The organism is Rufibacter radiotolerans, from assembly GCF_001078055.1.
Lineage (GTDB): Bacteria > Bacteroidota > Bacteroidia > Cytophagales > Hymenobacteraceae > Nibribacter > Nibribacter radiotolerans.
Genome location: NZ_CP010777.1, coordinates 4,446,533 through 4,463,615, shown reverse-complemented (window position 1 = coordinate 4,463,615; position 17,083 = coordinate 4,446,533). Strand labels below are relative to the sequence as shown.

Below are 17,083 nucleotides of genomic sequence, written 5' to 3'. Positions count from 1 at the left end.
GGCGTTTCTGTTTTGGGGCTGTTTTCCTGAAAACGGCCCCAAAACGGGAATGCTTTCCCGGGCGGGTACTTTCTGCTTGCTTTGGACGCGGGGCGGCCGTAGTTTAGGGCTTTGCCTATAGCCATGCCACAGATGACCTGGGAGCGCCTGATCTCCAAGAAACGCTTTGACGCCCAAACCCCGCAGTACGCCACCGATGAGGCCGTGCGCGGCGAGTTCCAACGCGATTATGACCGCCTGGTGTTCTCTACGCCCTTCCGGCGCCTGCAGAACAAGACCCAGGTGTTGCCCATGCCCGAAAGCGACTTTGTGCACAACCGGCTCACGCATAGCCTGGAGACTTCCTGCGTAGGCCGTTCTCTGGGCCGGCTGGTAGGCAAAACCATTCTGGAGCGCCACCCGGCCATTCTGCAGGCGCACCCCAGCATGCTGGAGTCTGACTTTGGCGATATGGTGGCGGCCGCCTGCCTGGCCCATGACATTGGCAACCCTCCCTTCGGGCACTCCGGCGAAGACGCCATCTCCGCTTACTTCAGAAGTCCGCAGGCCGTTTCCTTTCTGCAAGACCTTACCCCGGCCCAGGCCGAAGACCTGCGTAACTTTGAGGGCAACGCCGCCGGTTTCAGGATTCTTACCCACACGCACCCCGGTCAGAGTAGCGGTTCCTGCGGCATGCGCCTCACCTACAGCACACTGGCCACCTTCACCAAATACCCGCGCCCGGCAGACCAGGTGGTAATAGGCACCAAGAACGCAAGCGAGAAAAAATACGGCTTCTTTCAGGCCGAACAGACCCATTTCACCAAGATAGCCCAGGAGTTAGGGATGCTCCCCGCGGGCCAGAACGCCTTTCACCGACACCCCATGGCCTTTCTGGTAGAGGCCGCCGATGACATCTGTTACCGCATTATTGACTTTGAAGATGGTTGCCGCCTGGGACTTATCCCGTTTGAGCAGGCGCAGGCCCTTTTGCAACCTCTCCTGAAAGAGACCGCGGGCAAGCCTTCCAGCATCACCTTCCATGACGAGCGCGAGCAGCTGGGTCTCTGGCGCGCCCGCATTATCAGCAATCTCATTTATGAGTGCGCCGGCATTTTCCTGGAGCATGAAGAGGCCATTCTGAACGGTACCTTTGACCAGTCGCTCATCAACCTCGTGGCACAGAAACCGGCTCTGGATGAGATCAAGAAAGTGTCTATTGACCGAATTTACCGCCACCGGCCCGTTCTGGAGATTGAGGCCGCGGGCTTTGAGGTTTTGGGTGGACTTTTAGATGCGTTCCTGCAAGCCGTCTTTGACCCCACCGCCGGCCGCCACCGCAAGTACCTGGACCTGGTGCCTGACCAGTTCCTGGGCCCGCAACGCCAGCTTTCCTCCAGTAACTATGAGAAGATCCTGAACATCACAGACTTCATCTCGGGCCTCACGGATAGCAGCGCCATTAGTCTCTTTAGGAAGATCAGAGGGATTGATTTGCCAAGGATGTATTGATAGTTTTTTGTTGGTTGTTACAATGAAGGCTAGTTAAAAGATAATAGTCTTGTTATTGCTTACGAACACCTTCTCCGCGAAGACCAGTTTCAGGGCCTGGGCCAGCACAATCTTCTCCACATCACGTCCGGCCTGGGCCATGTCGCGGGCACCTTGGGCATGGTTTACCTGAATCACGTTCTGGGCAATGATTGGGCCCTCGTCCAGGTCTGTGTTCACGAAGTGGGCGGTGGCACCAATGATTTTCACACCGCGCTCAAAAGCCTGCCGGTACGGGTTGGCACCAATAAAGGCGGGCAGGAATGAGTGGTGGATGTTGATGATGCGGTTAGGAAACCGGGCCACAAATGCCGAGCTGAGCACGCGCATGTATTTGGCCAACACCAAGTACTCGGGGTGGTAAGCGTCAATTACCTCGCTCATTTCCTGGTCATGCGCCTCGCGGGTCTTTCCTTCATGCGAGATGTAGTGAAACGGAATCCCGAAGCGGCTTACCAAAGACTCCAGCTCCAGGTAGTTGCCAATTACCGCCAGAATGGTGGCGTTCAGGTCGCCGTACTAATGCCGCAGCAGCAGATCCCCCAGGCAGTGGTGCTCTTTGGTGACCAGGAGTACAATGTTCTTTTTGCGTTCCGGCACCAGCCGTATGTTCGCCTCCGGCGGAAGCTCGACCCGCAGTTCCTCTCCCAGATGGGAAGGCTGCAGCTCCCCCGAGAGTTCGGCGCGCATGAAGAAGTGGTTGCGCGCACGATCCACAAACTCATCATTGCTGGTGATGTTGAGGTTGTTCCTGAAAACGATCTGGGTAATGGTGAAAATAAGCCCTTTGCGGTCTGGGCAGTCAATGAGGAGCGTATGAATCATGGCCGCGAAGCTGGGGAATGGGCAGCCAAACTATTGTCTGTCTGCGTTTTGCATCTTTTTTGGCGAAAATAGGCAGAAAACAGCTAATCAAACAAACCCACTGCAATCAGCAGCCCTATTTTACATCTTCAGCTTTAACTGGGGCAGATTCTGCAACTGCTTCATGGTTTCCAACAGCCCCAGCTGTTTCATGACAGGGCCTGCGTTGGGCAGGCCTACCACCTGCCAATAGGTGCCCTTGTCCACCATCTGCACTTCCACAATAACGGGCTCAGGCTGCGAGGGCATGCGTAGGTCCAGCCCTACCACCGCTAGGGAGTCCTGCCGGTTCACGTAAGAAATGCCTTCCAGGCGGCTGTTGATAAGCGGGTTCTCCTCCAGCAGCTTCTTCAAAGGCAGCACCGACTGTAGTTGCTCCCATTCTTGTTCATTAACTCCTTTGGGCGCCGTCCGACCAGAGCTTCCTTTTTCCACGTAATCTTCAATGCCATCGCGCAGCGCCTGCAAAACCTGCTCTTTTTTAGAAGCCATGGCCATGCCCAGCACTATGGCCGCCATGGCCTGCTGTTTCTGGGGCAGTTCGGCCATGCCGGCCTGCACGGCCTGGTCCAGGAAACTGGCTGTAGTGCGGTCTACGTCTACGTATTTCTCCAGGGCCGCCATGTCGCGGTTGTCTACCGCCTGCTTGATCTGGTACAAAGAGTACTCCGGCCCCTGGGCATACCGTTTGTAGAGCCAGAAACCTACCGCCCCAATGACTACCAGCACGGAGACCAAGACTATTATTCTCTTCATAGCAACACGTTTAGACGCACATTGAAAAGGACCAGGAACAAGAGAACCCGGCCGCTGTGCCTGCTTAAGATACTTTCTTTTACGGGAAATGTTGTAGCCTGCCTAAAGAACCAGACGGCCCACCCTGGGTGATTGAAAAAAACAGAAATGGCGTTCAACCGTTTTGGGGCCGTTTTTGGTAAAACGGCCCCAAAACGGCAACTGCTTGCGCCTCTTCGCTTACAGCATACCGGCCCCTACCGCCAGCAAAGCCCCGGCCAGGGTAGCCAGCAGTTTGCCTTGGTTGAACCGGTGCTCGGGGCTGGTCTCAAACAAGATGGTGGTGGAAATGTGCAGGAAGTTACCTACCACCAAACCCGAAAGAATAGTATAGGCTTCGCTGGAAAGTAGTTTTTCCAGGGCAATGTAATTACTGAACAGGAGCCCCGCCGGGGCCGCCGCCGCAAACAGCAGCAGATAGGCAAAGGCTTTCTTGAAACTATGCAGGCGCGCCACTAGCACAGACATTAAGGCAATGGCCGCCGGAATGTGGTGCAGCGCAATGCCCGCCAGAATGGTGTAGAAATTATCACCAACGTGCGAGTGCTGCAGGTGCTCATGCGCCTGTTGGGCGGCCATGCGGCTCTGCACCATAATGCTGCCTTCCAGAAACGAGTGAATAATAAGAGACACTAGCAGCAGGATGGGAACCGTGCTCACGTGGCGGTGCTGGTGCCCTTCGCGCTCTGGGTGGGCATGAATGTGCCCGTGCTCCACGCCGTGGGAAAATACCTCCAGGACCAATTGCAGGAAAAAGCCGGCCAGCACATAAAAACCCACTCGGTGCGGGTCATCTGTGCTGAGCAACACGTCTGGCAGAATGTGCAGAATGGTAAGCGCGAACAGGTACGCCCCGCTAAAGGCCAGCAGCATCTTAAGCCAGCGCTGGTTCTGCTGGGGCAGAAAACGTACCAGCCAGCCGGCCAGCAGAACGGTAAAGAATAGAACGGAGACCGCTACTACCATGTGGGTTATCGCTTCAGGATGAAAATCATACGCTCGCTTTTCTCGGGGTCAAAGGGATTCAGGTGATAATCACCAAACACCTCGGCCACCCGCAGCTGGGACATCTGGAAGTACTCCAGAAACTCCTCATACTGCAGCGCACGCACTTTTTCTATGAACTCAAAAGGCTGCCCCTGGTCTTCAAACCTAATGGTCTTAATAATAAAGCCAGCCTCCAGTTTACGGGTAATATGAAAGGTGATATTGTCTACTTCCTTTACCTCATGGGCCACCAGACGGTTAATCACCCGGCGGGTGTTCATGAAGTCTATCACCAGCTTGCCGCCCACCTTCAAAGAGGCGGTAGTGGCCCGTAAGGCCACCACGTTCTCTGCGTCTGCCTGAAAGTAACCGAAACTGGTGAACAGGTTCAGCACAAAGTCAAACGTGTCTGGCTGGAACACCTCGCGCATGTCATGCACAAAGAAATGCAGCCGGTCATTCTCAAACTGTTTGGCAAAGGCAATGCTCTGCTCAGACAGGTCAAGACCGGTTACGTCATAGCCTTTCTCATTGAGGTAAATGGCATGGCGTCCTTTACCGCAGGCCAGGTCCATTAATTTGCAGTTCGGCTTTGGTTGAAGGTGATCCAGAAGGTTATCCATAAACCGTTGGGCTTCATGGGCGTCACGGCTCTTGTATAACTGGTGGTAATACGGAGAATCAAACCAAGTACTAAACCAATCAATGGGTTGTGTCATGCGGATGGGGTAAGAAGTAAAGCGTAAGCGCAGGTACTGGCGCAGGGCCAGCCCGGGCTTACTGGGCGCCTTTGGCGTCTGCGGAGGCGGCAGGGTTCTTTACCAGGTCCATGCCGCATACCGGGCACTTGCCAGGTTTCATACTGGCGCTGCCGTCGCATTCCATAGGGCAGATGTAGGCCATCTGGCCGGTCTGGGTAGCGGCGGTAGTGTCTGCCGCGGTCGCCTCTGTCTGGGCCGGGGCGGTTGCCTCAGTGGCAGGTTGCTCCTTAGTAGAAGAAGAGCACGAAGAAACGGTTACTAAGGCGGTGAGGGCTAGGGCCCAGGATAAAAAGATCTTTTTCATATGTAAAAACAGAAGGTACGCCGAAGCCCGTTTCTGGCCTGTTTACAGAAAAACAGGCCAGAAACGGGCTTCAGAATAAATGGATATTAGTGGTTCTCTACCGCTTCTTTCTGGGTAGTTTTCTGAGAAGGGGCTATTTCCTTATCGCTGCCCGGCTTGGTTTTCTTCTCGTGCTCGTCATGGTTTACCTGCACGTCTGGGCGGGTCACCTCTGCGTCATTACGGCCATTGTCAATGTTAGAAGTGTTGTTGCGCATGCCCGGGGGCACCGAATCAACAGACACTTTTACACCAGGACGCAGGTCAGACGGGTTGCTGCTGCAGGAAGCCAGCAAAAGAGCACCGGCCACGGCTAAAACGGAAAGGGTGTTTTTTATCATTTTTAAGGAATTTATATCAGAAACAAATTAAGCTACTTTAGACGCTTCAGTGGGAATAAAGTTCTTACGGCGTAACAGCGAGTCCATGAGTTTGAGGTCATTGGGGCTGTTGAAGATACGGAACGGCAGGTGCAGGAACACAGGCACGTTAAAGGTTTTGGCCAGCCAGCCCTTGAACCCACCCGGTAACTGGTCCGCCGAGGGGCCTTTCAGGTACATGAAGTAAGAGTCTTTGTTCTGGGTAACGCGGTCAATCATGTCCCACTGCAGGGCCATGCACTCGCGGTCATTGCGTTTAAGCAGAATCTGGCGCTGGTCAATCTCATAGTTCACCCGCTCAAATAGCACGCTGCTCTGCTCCATCTGGGTGACCCCCATCACTTGCGCAGAACGCACCAATACATACAGCACGGTCACCAGCACGGCAGCCGCTACCCACCACCAGGAGAAAGCAATAGCGGCTGGCAAGGAGAAAAGCACCAGCGGAATAAGCGCCCGCCACCACTCTTTCTTCCAGACCTGCAGCAAGGCTATCTTGGCGTAGTCGTTTTTATCTACTTGGTTCTTCTTGGTCCGGATGGCCAGCGGGTTGAATGGTTGCTGTTGGGTAACCCGTTGCCCTCCTCGTTGATTTGGTTGTTGCATAATCTTAATGGTATCAGGTAGCGCGTATCAAGTATCAAAACTTGGTGGTTCGCCCCCTCTTTGCTCTTTCTCTACTTTTTAATTACTCTTCTAAAAAAAATCGTGCTACCTGTACGCCTTCAAACTCAGGTCCAGGCTGCGGTTGGAGTGCGTGAGGGCCCCTACGGAGATGTAGTTCACGCCCGTCTCGGCCACGGCCCTGATGGTTTCCTCAGTAATACCGCCAGAGGCCTCGGTCTCAAACTTGCCGCCAATGAGGGCTACCGCCTCGCGCAGTTGCTCTACCGGGAAGTTATCCAGCATGATGCGGTCCACGCCGCCAGTCTCCAGCACCTGCCGTACCTCGTCCAGGTTGCGGGTCTCTATCTCAATCTTGAGCGGCTTGCCCAGTTTTTCCAGGTATTGGTGGGTGGCGTCAATGGCTTGTTTGATACCCCCGGCATAATCCACGTGGTTATCTTTAAGCATAATCATATCAAACAACCCAAACCGGTGGTTAGTGCCGCCGCCAATCAAGACCGCCCACTTTTCCATCATCCTGAAGTTAGGGGTGGTCTTGCGGGTGTCCAGCAACTTGGCGCCGGTGCCTTCTATCAGTTTCACAAGGCTCCGGGTGTAGGTGGCAATGCCGCTCATGCGCTGCATGCAGTTCAACACCAGCCGCTCGGCCGTTAAGATAGACTGCGCCTTGCCGTGCACGGTAAAGGCCACGTCTCCGTAGTGGATCTGCGCCCCGTCCTGTAGCAATATCTCCATGTGTAGCGTAGGGTCCACCTCATGGAAGATCTTCCAGGCCAGTTCCACCCCGGCCAGTATGCCTTCATCCTTGACCAAAAGCTTAGCCTGGTTGGTGGCGCTCTCCGGAATAGCGGCCAACGACGAGTGGTCGCCATCAGCTACGTCTTCCTGCAGGGCCTGCCGGATAAAGGCTTTGATGGCTTCTTGGGTAAGGTATGGAGCTTTCACGGTGCAAAAATAAAAAAAGGCACCGAACAATCGGTGCCTTTTACAGGAATAGGCCAAAACTGACCATTATATTTCATTTATAAGACAAAAGCGCGGCTTTTAAGGAAGTCTTCTGTCTTGCGTATTATATCTTGTGTCTGGTTTTTACTTAAACTCAATGGTGTCAATCTTGTAGGCGTCGCCGTATTTCTTCACCTTCACCACCACATTGTAGCGGCCGCCTTTGTGGGCGTATTTACCAATGGCGTAGCGCTGTCCGTCTTCTGATCCACCCTGGTGGTCAAAGCTGAAATCTGCCGGCGGGTTTTTGCTGAAGAAGTTACGCACCACCATCTCGGCCTGGCTTTGGCTGTAATTGCCGTTGTCGCCGTCAATGATCACGTTTACCTTGGTATTGAAATAACGGGCCAGGTCACGGGAAGAACCAGATTTGATAGCAGACTGAATACCGCCCATCACGTCAGACTGCGCAGCCACCTGTCCGGCTCCCACCAGCATTCCCAACAGCACCACGGTCATCGCCACCAATCTCTTTAAATTTTTCATGTCTTATAATGTAAGCAAGTTTCCTTCCTGTATGCCAAAACTATGCCAAAGCCAGATTAGTTCAGCCCCTTAAAGATACAGGAAATCTGCAGAAACAAAGGCCAGGCTCTGCTTTTTCAAGTCTGAAGTGTATCTTTACGCGCATGAGTAAGAAGGTACTTTTGATGATCTTAGACGGTTGGGGCCTGGGCACCGACCCTTCCGTATCGGCGATTGAGCACGCCCATACCCCTTTCATGGATTCTCTGGGCCACCGGTTCCCGCACGCGCGCCTGCAAGCCTCTGGAGAGGCCGTAGGTCTGCCCGAGGGCCAGATGGGAAACTCTGAAGTAGGGCACATGAACCTGGGTGCCGGCCGCGTGGTCTACCAGGACCTGGTCAAGATAAACGTAGCTATTAGAGAGAAAACCCTGGGCACAAACCCCATTTTGCAGGACGCCTTCCGGTTCGCCCGCGAGAACAATAAGCCGGTGCACTTCATTGGCCTGGTTTCAGACGGCGGCGTACACTCCCATATTGAGCATTTAAAGGCCCTTTGCAGCCTGGCACAGGAGCAAGGCCTGTCTAACGTATTTGTACACGCCTTCACCGATGGCCGTGACACTGACCCCAAGGGTGGCCTGGCGTATTTAACAGACCTGCAGCACCACCTGAACACCACCGGCGGCAAGCTGGCCTCCATCATTGGCCGCTACTACGCCATGGACCGTGACAACCGCTGGGAGCGCGTGAAACTGGCTTATGACCTGCTGGTGCACGGTCAGGGCAGAGCCGCCGTAAACTGGAGGGAAGCGATGCAAGAGTCGTATGACGAAGGCGTGACCGATGAGTTCATCCAGCCTATTGTGTGCCTGGACGATAACGGCCTGCCCCTGGCCCACATCCAGGAGGGCGACGTGGTGATCTGCTTCAACTTCCGGACGGACCGTGGCCGCGAGATCACGCAGGCCCTCACGCAGCGCGCCTTTCCCGAGCAGGACATGCACCCCCTTTCCCTGCGCTACTACACCCTCACCAACTATGATGACACGTTTGTAGGCGTACAGCCCATCTTTGACAAAGACAACCTGGCTAACACGCTGGGCGAGGTGCTGGAGAAAGCCGGTAAAACCCAGATCCGCATAGCTGAGACCGAGAAGTACCCGCACGTGACCTTCTTCTTCTCCGGGGGCCGCGAAGAGCCGTTCAAAGGAGAGAAGCGTCTGCTGTGCCCATCGCCTAAGGTGGCCACTTATGACATGCAGCCCGAGATGAGCGCCTTTGACATTAGAGATGCCATCATTCCTGAAATTGAAGCCGAGACCGCCGACTTTATCTGCCTCAACTTCGCCAACCCAGACATGGTAGGCCACACCGGGGTGTTTGAAGCCGCCGTGAAAGCCGTAGAAACCGTTGACCAATGCATGGGAGACGTAGTCACCGCCGCGTTGGCCCACGGGTACGCCTCCATCATCATCGCCGATCACGGCAACGCCGATATGATGCGCAACCCAGACGGCTCGCCTAACACCGCCCACACCACCAACCTGGTACCGGTGATCCTGGCCGACAATGACTACAAAGGCGAACTGCAGGACGGCAAGCTAGGCGACATCGCGCCTACGGTGCTGGCATTGATGGGCCTGCAGGCCCCCGTAGAAATGACGGGCACCTCGCTGCTCATCCCGGCCACGGCCTAGTCAGAAAATAAACCTAACGGATGGAATTCCGGAGGACCGGTGTCTCCCAGGAATTTCATCCGTTTTTGTTTTCAGCACGTTTTCCATAAAACAGGCCCAAAACGCCGGTAACTTTTGTCCGGGCAATTTCAGGTCTTCTCTTTTCAGCCAACTACCATCAATGAAGAACATTTATTCCTTTATCTGCTTGTGCCTCGCTTTCTGGGTGAGTAGTTGCCAGGAAGAACCCACCGCGGCTTCCAGGGCCGCCCGGGTGAAACAAGCCTACGACATGGAAGGCTTCCTGAACCAGGAGGCCCAGGCGTTGGCCAAAGCGCAGCCCAAAGTGACCAAAACGGTGTATGAGACTGGCAAAGCCAAAGACACCAAAACCATGTCTGGGGTGGACTGGCCCAGCGAACTGGCCCCTTTCTCTGACGCTGACTTAAACAAACCCGCCCTGCTGGGCCTCTACACCGAGGAGGTCTCTACCAACGCCGCCGGGCAAACCGTAAAGCGCTACCTGGCCCAGGAAGACGCCAAAACCAACCTCAAGGAAGCCACCTACACCTTTGATCCGCAAGGCCAGCTGGTGCAGGTAGACGCCCTCATTCTGCAGGAAAACCTCATGTTCAAAACCCAAAAGAAACTGCACCTGGAAGTTCGGCCTAACCAAACACCCCGCCTGCACCGCTACCGCCTGGACGAGACCCAGGAACTCATGTTCATGTCTCCGGATGAATACGGCATTGAGGGAGTTATCCTTCCCTAAGCGTTTTTGAGCCGTTTTCAGGAAAACAGGCCCAAAAGAGTAAAATAAGACAGGGCAAATGACACTATACAATTTGTCATCCTGAAAGGACCTTGTAGGCGAGCTAGAAAGGCTTTGGTTATATGCTATTACTGTTCGCTGCCAAGATCCTTCCAGGATGACAAAACAAAAAAATGTGTAGTTATTTCTATCTAGTCAATTAGCTGCTCCTTCGTTCTTCCCTTGTTTTCCTGGATGAGCCCAAGCTTTTAACTTAACTTTTATTCCTTTTTACATAAAACAGGCACGCCTTCCGTCTCCTTACTATGAGGAAAACGGAAGGCGTGCCTTTGTAATATAGGAGCGTTGTTTATCTACTCACCAAGGAAAACAGCCGCACTTTGGTACTGCCGGGTACCAGTTTCAGGCCCTTCGGGATGCCTTTGTGGGAGTCCTGGTACTGGTGGCTTTTGTACCAGACCTGATAGCTTTCCTCGTCCTGCCAATGGGTGAGCAACCAGATCTCATTGGGGTTATCCTGCGGCGACATCACTTCCATGCGCTGGAAACCGGGGGCGTTGTCTACCAAATGCGGACGGTTAATAAAGGCTTCTTTTACTTCGGGGGCCACATCATTGGCAATGGTGAAGGTACTAACGGCAATAAACATATCTTTTCGTCTTGGGAGCTTCTCAGGGGAGAGGCTCGGATTTGGGGACTTTGGCAAAAGCGGGGCAGTCAAGTACCACTTTTCAATTAACGGAATTAGCCAGGGGCAAATATACGGGCTTCTTCGTTTTAAGGCTCTTTTCTGGAAAACGGCCTTAAAACGGAATTGTCCGGAGTAATACGCTCCTCTTAATTGGCCATGGGTTACTTTCCTTGCAAGGTCACCAGTACGGTGCGTTTGCCGCCGTGGTTGCGGTGCTCGCAGAGGTACACGCCCTGCCAGGTGCCCAGGTTGAAGCTGCCCTTGGTAATGGGAATGGTCACGGAGGCGCCTAACAGAGAGGCTTTGATGTGGGCCGGCATGTCATCAGGGCCTTCCAGGGTATGGCGGTAGTAGGGGGCGTTTTCGGGCACCGCCTTGTTGAAATGCTGCTCAAAGTCATGGCGCACCGTGGGGTCTGCGTTCTCGTTGATGGTCAGGCTAGCCGAGGTATGCTGGATGAAAATGTGCGCCAGCCCTATCTCAATTTCCTCCAGCTCGGGCAGTTGTGCCTCCAGCAGATCGGTGATTAAATGGAAGCCGCGGGGCACGGCAGGCAGTCTGATGGATTTCTGAAACCACTTCATAGGCTGGTGTTAATCATGTACTTCAATGGCCCCTACATCGGGCGTGGCCGCATCACGGGCCTTGTTCTCATAGTCTACCGTAATGCCGGCCAGGGGCGTGGCAGCTTTGTTGGCCGGGGAAAGTTTAATGATCTGGAAATCTAGCTTGGGGTCGTCGCGGAACTTAGGGTCTACGTTGATTTGGTTGCCGTTGCCGGTGAACTCAGTTTGGTAGGCCTTGGTCTTGAGAAACGAATAGCGCACGGTTCTGGTGGAGCCTAACTTGGCATCATCAAACTTCAGTTCTTCCTCCTGCCGGCCCCACAAGATGCTGTTCACTACCTCTACCACGTATTTGGCTTCGCGTACCAGTTTGCCGCCGGTCTCCAGCTTTTCCTGGAACAGGAAAGAAGGCGTGACCCTAAGAAAATCATAGCTGTAGTTAGCCAGCGTGCTGTAGACAACCTCATACCGGCCGCCGCCCAGCCCGGCCAGCGCATACTCGGCGCAGTTGGCAATGAGGGTATTTTCCAGCCGGACGTTTCCGCCGTGGCTCAGCACCCCGTGCTGCAGCATGTTCTTCACAAATACCTGCCGGAGCGTGACCTGGGGCACGTTATTTCCTTCGGCTTTCAGGTATACGCCCGTCATGGCGTTTTTTATCTCCGCGTAGCGGATCTGGTTGTTCTGGCTTGCACCGGCAAACTCCAGGCCGTGCCACTGGCCGGGGGCGTTGCGGTAGCGCTCTTCCTGGCGCACCTGCTGGAAAACCACCCGCTGCTCGGGCTCGCCCTCCACGCGCAACATGCCCAGCACCTTCAGCTTGGCTTTGTTGTGCAGGTATACCTGCGCTCCCTTGGCAATGGTAAGCGTGCAGCCCACCGGGACGGTCACCGAGTCATAGATCACGTGCGCCTTGGCGGCGGTCCAGACCTCGGCGCAGCCGGCGGTGGCATTGCGGTAATAGGTGGCGTTCTGGCCGTAGGCGACCAGTTTTACTTCCTGCTGGTTTCCGTTGGTAAGGAAAAGCAGGGATTCATTGACCAGGAACGGGCCCTGGGCCGAGGTGGATTTGAGATTGGCCGTGACCAGGACCAGCAGGCTGTCGCCGCCCCGTACCTCAATATTCTGCAGCTGCGGCCCCGCCTGGCCGTTCACAATCACCTGAAAAGGCGACGCACTTAACTGCCCTACTTTTATTTCTGAGATCCGGACGGCGTTTTTACTGCGGTTATAGACCTTGAGGCGTTTGGTCACGCTGCTGGCTTCGGTGAAAATGGTGTCAAAGGTGACCGTATCTGCCTCAAACTGCAGCAGGGCGCCGGCGTCTGGGGTAAACTCTTCGTCGCGAGGTGTGCAGGCGCTCATCCACCAGGCAGCCAGACACACCAGGGCCAGGCTTTGCAGCAGGCCTTTCAGGGAGAAGGTGGACGGGCGGTGAAGGTGTCTCAAAGGATGAAGGTGGGTTGCGGGTATACTGTACGTGACCAGGTGAAAGCCGTTCTCCATATGCCGGCCAGTTTACGGCTGTTTTCAGAAAAATAGCCTTAAAACAGCACAAACAAAAAAAGCGCAGCCTTTGGGCTGCGCTTTTCAATACAATAATGGCTTACGCCTGCGTGCCCTCTTGCAGACGCTCGGCGTTTTCGGCAATCCGGAGCTGCTCTACAAACTCATCAATACCGCCGTCCATGACAGTGGGTAGGTTATACACGGTCAAGCCAATGCGGTGATCACTCACCCGGCCTTGCGGGTAGTTGTAGGTTCTGATCTTGTCTGACCGGTCACCGCCACCCACCATGCTCTTGCGCTGGGCACCTTCAATTTCGTTTTTCTTGGCCAATTCCTGCTCATAGATACGGGAACGCAACACGGCCAGGGCCTTGTCAAAGTTCTTCATCTGTGATTTCTGGTCCTGGCACTGGGCCACCAATCCGGTAGGTAAGTGGGTCAGGCGCACCGCAGAATACGTGGTGTTCACTGACTGACCACCTGGGCCCGATGAACAGAACAGGTCCTTGCGGATATCATTCATGTTGAGGTCAATGTCCAGCTCTTCTACCTCTGGAAGCACTACTACTGACGCTACCGAGGTGTGGATACGCCCGGCGGTCTCCGTGGCGGGTACGCGCTGCACGCGGTGCACGCCAGACTCAAACTTGAGCTTACCGTACACGTCTTCGCCCTTGATGCCCACAATTACCTCTTTGTAACCACCGGCGGTGCCTTCCATCACGTCAATGACTTCCATTTTCCAGCCCTGCTTCTCTGCGAAGCGGCTGTACATACGGTAAAGGTCACCGGCAAACAGGGAGGCTTCATCGCCCCCGGCGCCGGCCCTGATCTCCATAATAATGTCTTTGCTATCGTCTGGGTCAGTGGGGATCAGCATTTCTTTGATGCGCTCCTCCATCTCGTTGCGTTGGGGCAACAGTTCGTCCAGTTCTTCTTTGGCCATCTCCCTGAAATCTTCGTCTTTCTCAGTGGAGATTACCTCTTTGGTATGCTCAATGTTACTCAGTAAGAGCTTATACCGCTCATATTCGGCCACAATCTTCTCCAGGTCCTTGAACTCCTTGTTCAAAGACTTATATCGCTTGAGGTCGCTAACTACATCAGGCTGAATGAGTTGCTCGTTTACCTCTTCAAACCGCCGTTTAATTGCTTCCAGTTTATCTAACATCTTCTGCTTTACTTAATTCAGGCCGCAAAGATACGAAATTTCCGGCGGATGTAGAAGCTCCTGTTTTACCCCTCTTTTTCTGAAACCAGGCCTAAAACGCACTCTTCACCTGCAGCGAGGCCTCGGCCCGGCCCAGTTGCCCTTTACCCGTGAACCCTTCCAGAATGGCGCGGTAGGTGGTTTTGGCATCGGCGGCGAAAAAGGAGAAGCTGCCCCGGCCATTGGCATCTGTGGTGACGGTGGGGCTCCAGAAGATGGTGGTGCGCAAATCTGGGGCTTCTATGTTGCTGGGTTTGTCATAGCGGGGCATGTAAAAGGCGCGGGCCTGCTGGAGCCTTACCCCCTGGTAGGCGGCAATTCCTTTCCAGCGGGTTTCTGGGTTAGCCACTGAAACCCCTTTTTTGAGGGTAACCGCTATAACCCCGTTGCCGCCTTGCAAACCATAAATGGCGGCGTTAGGGCCCGGCTTTAGAATGTCTACCCGCTCAATCTCATTCATTGAAATGGACCGCACATAATCAATATCAATGGGCATGCCGTCTACCAGGAACAGCGGTTCGCCGCCGCCGCGCATAGAAACCTCATTACCCCGAACCTGCAGCCCGGCCACCCGGCCCTGCAAATTGGTAATAAGGTCTAGAGACATAGGCAGGTCTGAACCTTTGAAAGACCGGTCGGCCTGGTTATGCAGGCCGCTGCTGGACCAGTCTTCTTCCTCTTTGTCTTTTTGGCCTTTGATATTAACCGCGTTCAGCAAGATGCTTTTCCCGGCCAGTTGGTCTAGTTTAAGCTGTTCGCGGTTGCCTTGCAGGTACTCCCACAGGGCCGGAGAATAAGGGGCCGGCGCCGGGGCATACGGCACCTGGGGCTTGACCAAGGTAACAGGAAGGCCTTTCTCTAAGACCACCTCCAGGCTGCTTTTGCCTTTGGGGCTCCGGGCCTGCACCACCAGGCGGGAGCTGTCACTGATGTCTTTGATCCCGAAGAGGAACTTGCCGTTGGCGTCTGTGGTGGTGGTTTGCATGTTGCCCAGGTTTCTAAGGTCATACAGCGTCACACCTGCATTAGGCTCTGGCTTACCCGATAGTTTGAGCACCTTGCCGGTTACCGCCACGGCCTGCTCCAGCGGGTAAGGCAGCGCTGGCTTCTTCTCCTCCAGAATATCTTTCCAGAGGAATCGGCGCCAACCTTGCGTGAGCATGAGGTTGTCCAGGGCCAGGCCCGCCTCTGGGTGTTGGGAGGAGAAGTAGTAGCCTGGCTGTTCAATATGGCCCCTAAGGTCTGAGGTAAGCAGCAGGTTGGTGAGAATGGTGGCCCCGTCTGATTCCTGTTCCACCTTTTGGGCATCGGTAACGGCCACCGAGAAGTTACCGGCCACCGGCTTGCCCGTATAGTCAAGGGCCTTGAGGTGCATGGTTACTTTCTCACGGGGTTTGTAGATGGGCTTTTCTGAGGTGAGGGTAAGTTGCAGGTTCATGGCCCGGTCCACGAACACCAGGCGCTCGGCCAGGGGCTGACCCGTGTCTGAGAACATGGTAATCTGGCACACGCCCGTGGGCAATGTGGAAAAAGGCACCTCCATCACAAACACGTCTTTGGTCATGCTAGCTTGGCCCGTGAAGTAGACCTTGCCCCTGGTCTGGCCAATCACATAAATGGATTTAGGCCGACCCACGCCGTCTGCATACCCGGTCAGGAATCCTTTCACCCTGATGTTGCCTTCTTTTAAGGGGTCTACGGTCATGGTGAGGCCGCGCTCTTTCACGGCAGGTAAGGCATACGTGAGCTCTGCTCCCTGTGCGTTTTTCAGGCGGGCCTGGTACTTTTTGCCGGGCAGGGGCTTGAACCCAAAACGGCCCATCCCGAACTTGAGGGTCTTGAAATCGGCTACTTTCTGCCCGTCCTGGTCAAAGACGCTGCCCTGGGCTTCTTTCCCCAGGCCGTTGACGTCTACCACTTTCAGACCTACGGTGCTCCACATGTTGGCCACCAGATCACCGCTTTCCGGGAAGAACTGCACGTCTGGCTTGTCTACGGCCTGCGGAACCTGGAAACTACGGTGGTACTGTTGCTTGCCTTCCAGAATGGTCAATTCCAGCCGGGCGTTCTCCCGGGCCGCGCCGTCTGGCAGGAAAAACCGGAACTCGGCGTTGCCGCCCAGGTTGGTCATGCCTTTCTTTTTACTTGATTGTTTGCGGTTCAGGCGGGTATGGTAGGTAAAAGGCGTCTGCGGGATCACCTCCTCGCGGTGGTTTTTGAGCGACAGCCGCACCCGCACCGAGTCGCCCGCGCCCTGGCGCTGCAGGTCAAAGGCCACGGTGGGCACCACGTCTTCTACCCGCGGGTTGTAGATGTTCACGTTCTGGTGGAAGAAGTACTCCTCATCAGAATTCTGCATCCAGCTGGTATAGGCCCGCACCCGGTACAACCCCTGCGAGATGGTATCTGACAGCGCGAAGTCCCCTTTGCCCACGCCGTCCTGCACGTCTATAGCCACCCGGCTGTACACCGAGTCTTCCTGGTTGATGAGTTCCACGTACAGCACCTTGCTTAACGGGCTAGGCGCGTGCTGTTCTGCCTCTACCACATAGGCCTTGAACCAGATGTCTTCGCCGGCGGCGTAAAAAGGCTTGTCCAGGTGCAGGTAGACTTTCTCCTGGGGGTAATTACGCGTGTAGGTGCTGAGCTTAGCCGCTATCTTTTGCAGCATCCCACCCTCTTGCCATTCATTGGGCGCAAACGAAGAGACCGCCAGCACCGCCGCCAGCGATAGAAATAAAAACGTCTTTTTTCTCTGGAAGGGCATGGCCGGGGAAGTAGCTTTTTGAGTTCAGGGAGTTAGATGCGGTAACAGCGCAAGGGTTTAAAGCCATCTTTCTGGCAGGCAACTGATAACCAGCTGTTTCGGGGCTGTTTTGGCCAAAACAGCCCCGAAACA

Annotated in this window: 18 protein-coding genes; 3 read left to right on the top strand and 15 right to left on the bottom strand. The window is 54.8% G+C overall.

Annotated elements, in window-relative coordinates:
* Nucleotides 1-123 precede the first annotated feature (123 nt).
* On the top strand, nucleotides 124-1,491 hold the full coding sequence (locus TH63_RS18160; RefSeq protein WP_048922197.1) for a deoxyguanosinetriphosphate triphosphohydrolase: 1,368 nt from the start codon (nucleotides 124-126) through the stop codon (nucleotides 1,489-1,491).
* 33 nt (nucleotides 1,492-1,524) lie between these two features.
* Here the strand turns inward: TH63_RS18160 and TH63_RS20885 are convergent, their stop codons facing one another.
* From TH63_RS20885 to TH63_RS18115, 10 genes are all read right to left on the bottom strand, one after another.
* A complete protein-coding gene (locus TH63_RS20885; RefSeq protein ID WP_316931968.1) occupies nucleotides 1,525-2,040 on the bottom strand; it encodes a formyltetrahydrofolate deformylase in 516 nt (171 codons plus the stop codon).
* 9 nt (nucleotides 2,041-2,049) lie between these two features.
* Nucleotides 2,050-2,355, bottom strand: coding sequence for an ACT domain-containing protein (locus TH63_RS20880; RefSeq protein WP_316931935.1), 306 nt, complete (start codon nucleotides 2,353-2,355; stop codon nucleotides 2,050-2,052).
* 120 nt (nucleotides 2,356-2,475) lie between these two features.
* A complete protein-coding gene (locus TH63_RS18150; protein ID WP_048922196.1) occupies nucleotides 2,476-3,150 on the bottom strand; it encodes a DUF2939 domain-containing protein in 675 nt (224 codons plus the stop codon).
* A 219-nt stretch (nucleotides 3,151-3,369) separates the two neighbouring features.
* The gene (locus TH63_RS18145; protein ID WP_048922195.1) at nucleotides 3,370-4,155 is read right to left on the bottom strand and encodes a ZIP family metal transporter; all 786 of its coding nucleotides are present in this window, start codon (nucleotides 4,153-4,155) and stop codon (nucleotides 3,370-3,372) included.
* A 5-nt stretch (nucleotides 4,156-4,160) separates the two neighbouring features.
* Nucleotides 4,161-4,895: an SAM-dependent methyltransferase gene (locus TH63_RS18140; RefSeq protein ID WP_048922194.1), complete on the bottom strand. Its 735-nt coding sequence runs from the start codon at nucleotides 4,893-4,895 to the stop codon at nucleotides 4,161-4,163.
* A 58-nt stretch (nucleotides 4,896-4,953) separates the two neighbouring features.
* On the bottom strand, nucleotides 4,954-5,241 hold the full coding sequence (locus TH63_RS18135; RefSeq protein WP_048922193.1) for a heavy metal-binding domain-containing protein: 288 nt from the start codon (nucleotides 5,239-5,241) through the stop codon (nucleotides 4,954-4,956).
* A gap of 86 nt (nucleotides 5,242-5,327) precedes the next feature.
* Nucleotides 5,328-5,621: a hypothetical protein gene (locus TH63_RS18130; RefSeq protein WP_048922192.1), complete on the bottom strand. Its 294-nt coding sequence runs from the start codon at nucleotides 5,619-5,621 to the stop codon at nucleotides 5,328-5,330.
* 27 nt (nucleotides 5,622-5,648) lie between these two features.
* The gene (locus tag TH63_RS18125) at nucleotides 5,649-6,266 is read right to left on the bottom strand and encodes a YcxB family protein (protein WP_048922191.1); all 618 of its coding nucleotides are present in this window, start codon (nucleotides 6,264-6,266) and stop codon (nucleotides 5,649-5,651) included.
* A 105-nt stretch (nucleotides 6,267-6,371) separates the two neighbouring features.
* The gene (gene nadC, locus TH63_RS18120; protein ID WP_048922963.1) at nucleotides 6,372-7,232 is read right to left on the bottom strand and encodes a carboxylating nicotinate-nucleotide diphosphorylase; all 861 of its coding nucleotides are present in this window, start codon (nucleotides 7,230-7,232) and stop codon (nucleotides 6,372-6,374) included.
* Between the two features lie 144 nt (nucleotides 7,233-7,376).
* Nucleotides 7,377-7,778 (bottom strand): DUF4783 domain-containing protein, encoded by a 402-nt coding sequence (locus TH63_RS18115; protein WP_048922190.1) that lies wholly within the window; start codon nucleotides 7,776-7,778, stop codon nucleotides 7,377-7,379.
* 143 nt (nucleotides 7,779-7,921) lie between these two features.
* Between TH63_RS18115 and gpmI the strand changes: the two genes are divergently transcribed.
* Both gpmI and TH63_RS18105 read left to right on the top strand, forming a co-directional pair.
* Nucleotides 7,922-9,457, top strand: a complete 1,536-nt coding sequence (gene gpmI / locus TH63_RS18110; RefSeq protein ID WP_048922189.1) for a 2,3-bisphosphoglycerate-independent phosphoglycerate mutase — start codon at nucleotides 7,922-7,924, stop codon at nucleotides 9,455-9,457.
* Nucleotides 9,458-9,617: 160 nt separating this feature from the next.
* Complete coding sequence (locus TH63_RS18105; RefSeq protein ID WP_048922188.1) at nucleotides 9,618-10,208, top strand: hypothetical protein; 591 nt, start codon at nucleotides 9,618-9,620, stop codon at nucleotides 10,206-10,208.
* Between the two features lie 349 nt (nucleotides 10,209-10,557).
* On the opposite strand, the gene TH63_RS18100 is transcribed toward TH63_RS18105, so the two are convergent.
* The 5 genes from TH63_RS18100 to TH63_RS18080 form a co-directional block, all read right to left on the bottom strand.
* A complete protein-coding gene (locus TH63_RS18100) occupies nucleotides 10,558-10,857 on the bottom strand; it encodes an antibiotic biosynthesis monooxygenase family protein (RefSeq protein ID WP_048922187.1) in 300 nt (99 codons plus the stop codon).
* A 203-nt stretch (nucleotides 10,858-11,060) separates the two neighbouring features.
* Nucleotides 11,061-11,483 carry a secondary thiamine-phosphate synthase enzyme YjbQ gene (locus TH63_RS18095; protein ID WP_048922186.1) on the bottom strand — a complete coding sequence of 141 codons (423 nt, stop codon included), beginning with the start codon at nucleotides 11,481-11,483 and terminating at the stop codon, nucleotides 11,061-11,063.
* A gap of 9 nt (nucleotides 11,484-11,492) precedes the next feature.
* Complete coding sequence (locus TH63_RS18090; RefSeq protein ID WP_197088594.1) at nucleotides 11,493-12,914, bottom strand: hypothetical protein; 1,422 nt, start codon at nucleotides 12,912-12,914, stop codon at nucleotides 11,493-11,495.
* A 157-nt stretch (nucleotides 12,915-13,071) separates the two neighbouring features.
* Nucleotides 13,072-14,145: a peptide chain release factor 1 gene (gene prfA / locus TH63_RS18085; protein WP_048922184.1), complete on the bottom strand. Its 1,074-nt coding sequence runs from the start codon at nucleotides 14,143-14,145 to the stop codon at nucleotides 13,072-13,074.
* A 91-nt stretch (nucleotides 14,146-14,236) separates the two neighbouring features.
* Complete coding sequence (locus TH63_RS18080; protein WP_048922183.1) at nucleotides 14,237-16,951, bottom strand: TonB-dependent receptor plug domain-containing protein; 2,715 nt, start codon at nucleotides 16,949-16,951, stop codon at nucleotides 14,237-14,239.
* Nucleotides 16,952-17,083 lie beyond the last annotated feature (132 nt).

Excerpts from the sequence above, each read along its gene's own strand:
- TH63_RS18160 (WP_048922197.1), top strand. The coding sequence starts at position 124 with ATGCCACAGATGACCTGGGAGCGCCTGATCTCCAAGAAACGCTTTGAC.
- TH63_RS20880 (WP_316931935.1), bottom strand. The coding sequence starts at position 2,355 with ATGATTCATACGCTCCTCATTGACTGCCCAGACCGCAAAGGGCTTATT.
- TH63_RS18150 (WP_048922196.1), bottom strand. The coding sequence starts at position 3,150 with ATGAAGAGAATAATAGTCTTGGTCTCCGTGCTGGTAGTCATTGGGGCG.
- TH63_RS18145 (WP_048922195.1), bottom strand. The coding sequence starts at position 4,155 with ATGGTAGTAGCGGTCTCCGTTCTATTCTTTACCGTTCTGCTGGCCGGC.
- TH63_RS18140 (WP_048922194.1), bottom strand. The coding sequence starts at position 4,895 with ATGACACAACCCATTGATTGGTTTAGTACTTGGTTTGATTCTCCGTAT.
- TH63_RS18135 (WP_048922193.1), bottom strand. The coding sequence starts at position 5,241 with ATGAAAAAGATCTTTTTATCCTGGGCCCTAGCCCTCACCGCCTTAGTA.
- TH63_RS18130 (WP_048922192.1), bottom strand. The coding sequence starts at position 5,621 with ATGATAAAAAACACCCTTTCCGTTTTAGCCGTGGCCGGTGCTCTTTTG.
- TH63_RS18125 (WP_048922191.1), bottom strand. The coding sequence starts at position 6,266 with ATGCAACAACCAAATCAACGAGGAGGGCAACGGGTTACCCAACAGCAA.
- TH63_RS18115 (WP_048922190.1), bottom strand. The coding sequence starts at position 7,778 with ATGAAAAATTTAAAGAGATTGGTGGCGATGACCGTGGTGCTGTTGGGA.
- gpmI (WP_048922189.1), top strand. The coding sequence starts at position 7,922 with ATGAGTAAGAAGGTACTTTTGATGATCTTAGACGGTTGGGGCCTGGGC.
- TH63_RS18105 (WP_048922188.1), top strand. The coding sequence starts at position 9,618 with ATGAAGAACATTTATTCCTTTATCTGCTTGTGCCTCGCTTTCTGGGTG.
- TH63_RS18100 (WP_048922187.1), bottom strand. The coding sequence starts at position 10,857 with ATGTTTATTGCCGTTAGTACCTTCACCATTGCCAATGATGTGGCCCCC.
- TH63_RS18095 (WP_048922186.1), bottom strand. The coding sequence starts at position 11,483 with ATGAAGTGGTTTCAGAAATCCATCAGACTGCCTGCCGTGCCCCGCGGC.
- prfA (WP_048922184.1), bottom strand. The coding sequence starts at position 14,145 with ATGTTAGATAAACTGGAAGCAATTAAACGGCGGTTTGAAGAGGTAAAC.
- TH63_RS18080 (WP_048922183.1), bottom strand. The coding sequence starts at position 16,951 with ATGCCCTTCCAGAGAAAAAAGACGTTTTTATTTCTATCGCTGGCGGCG.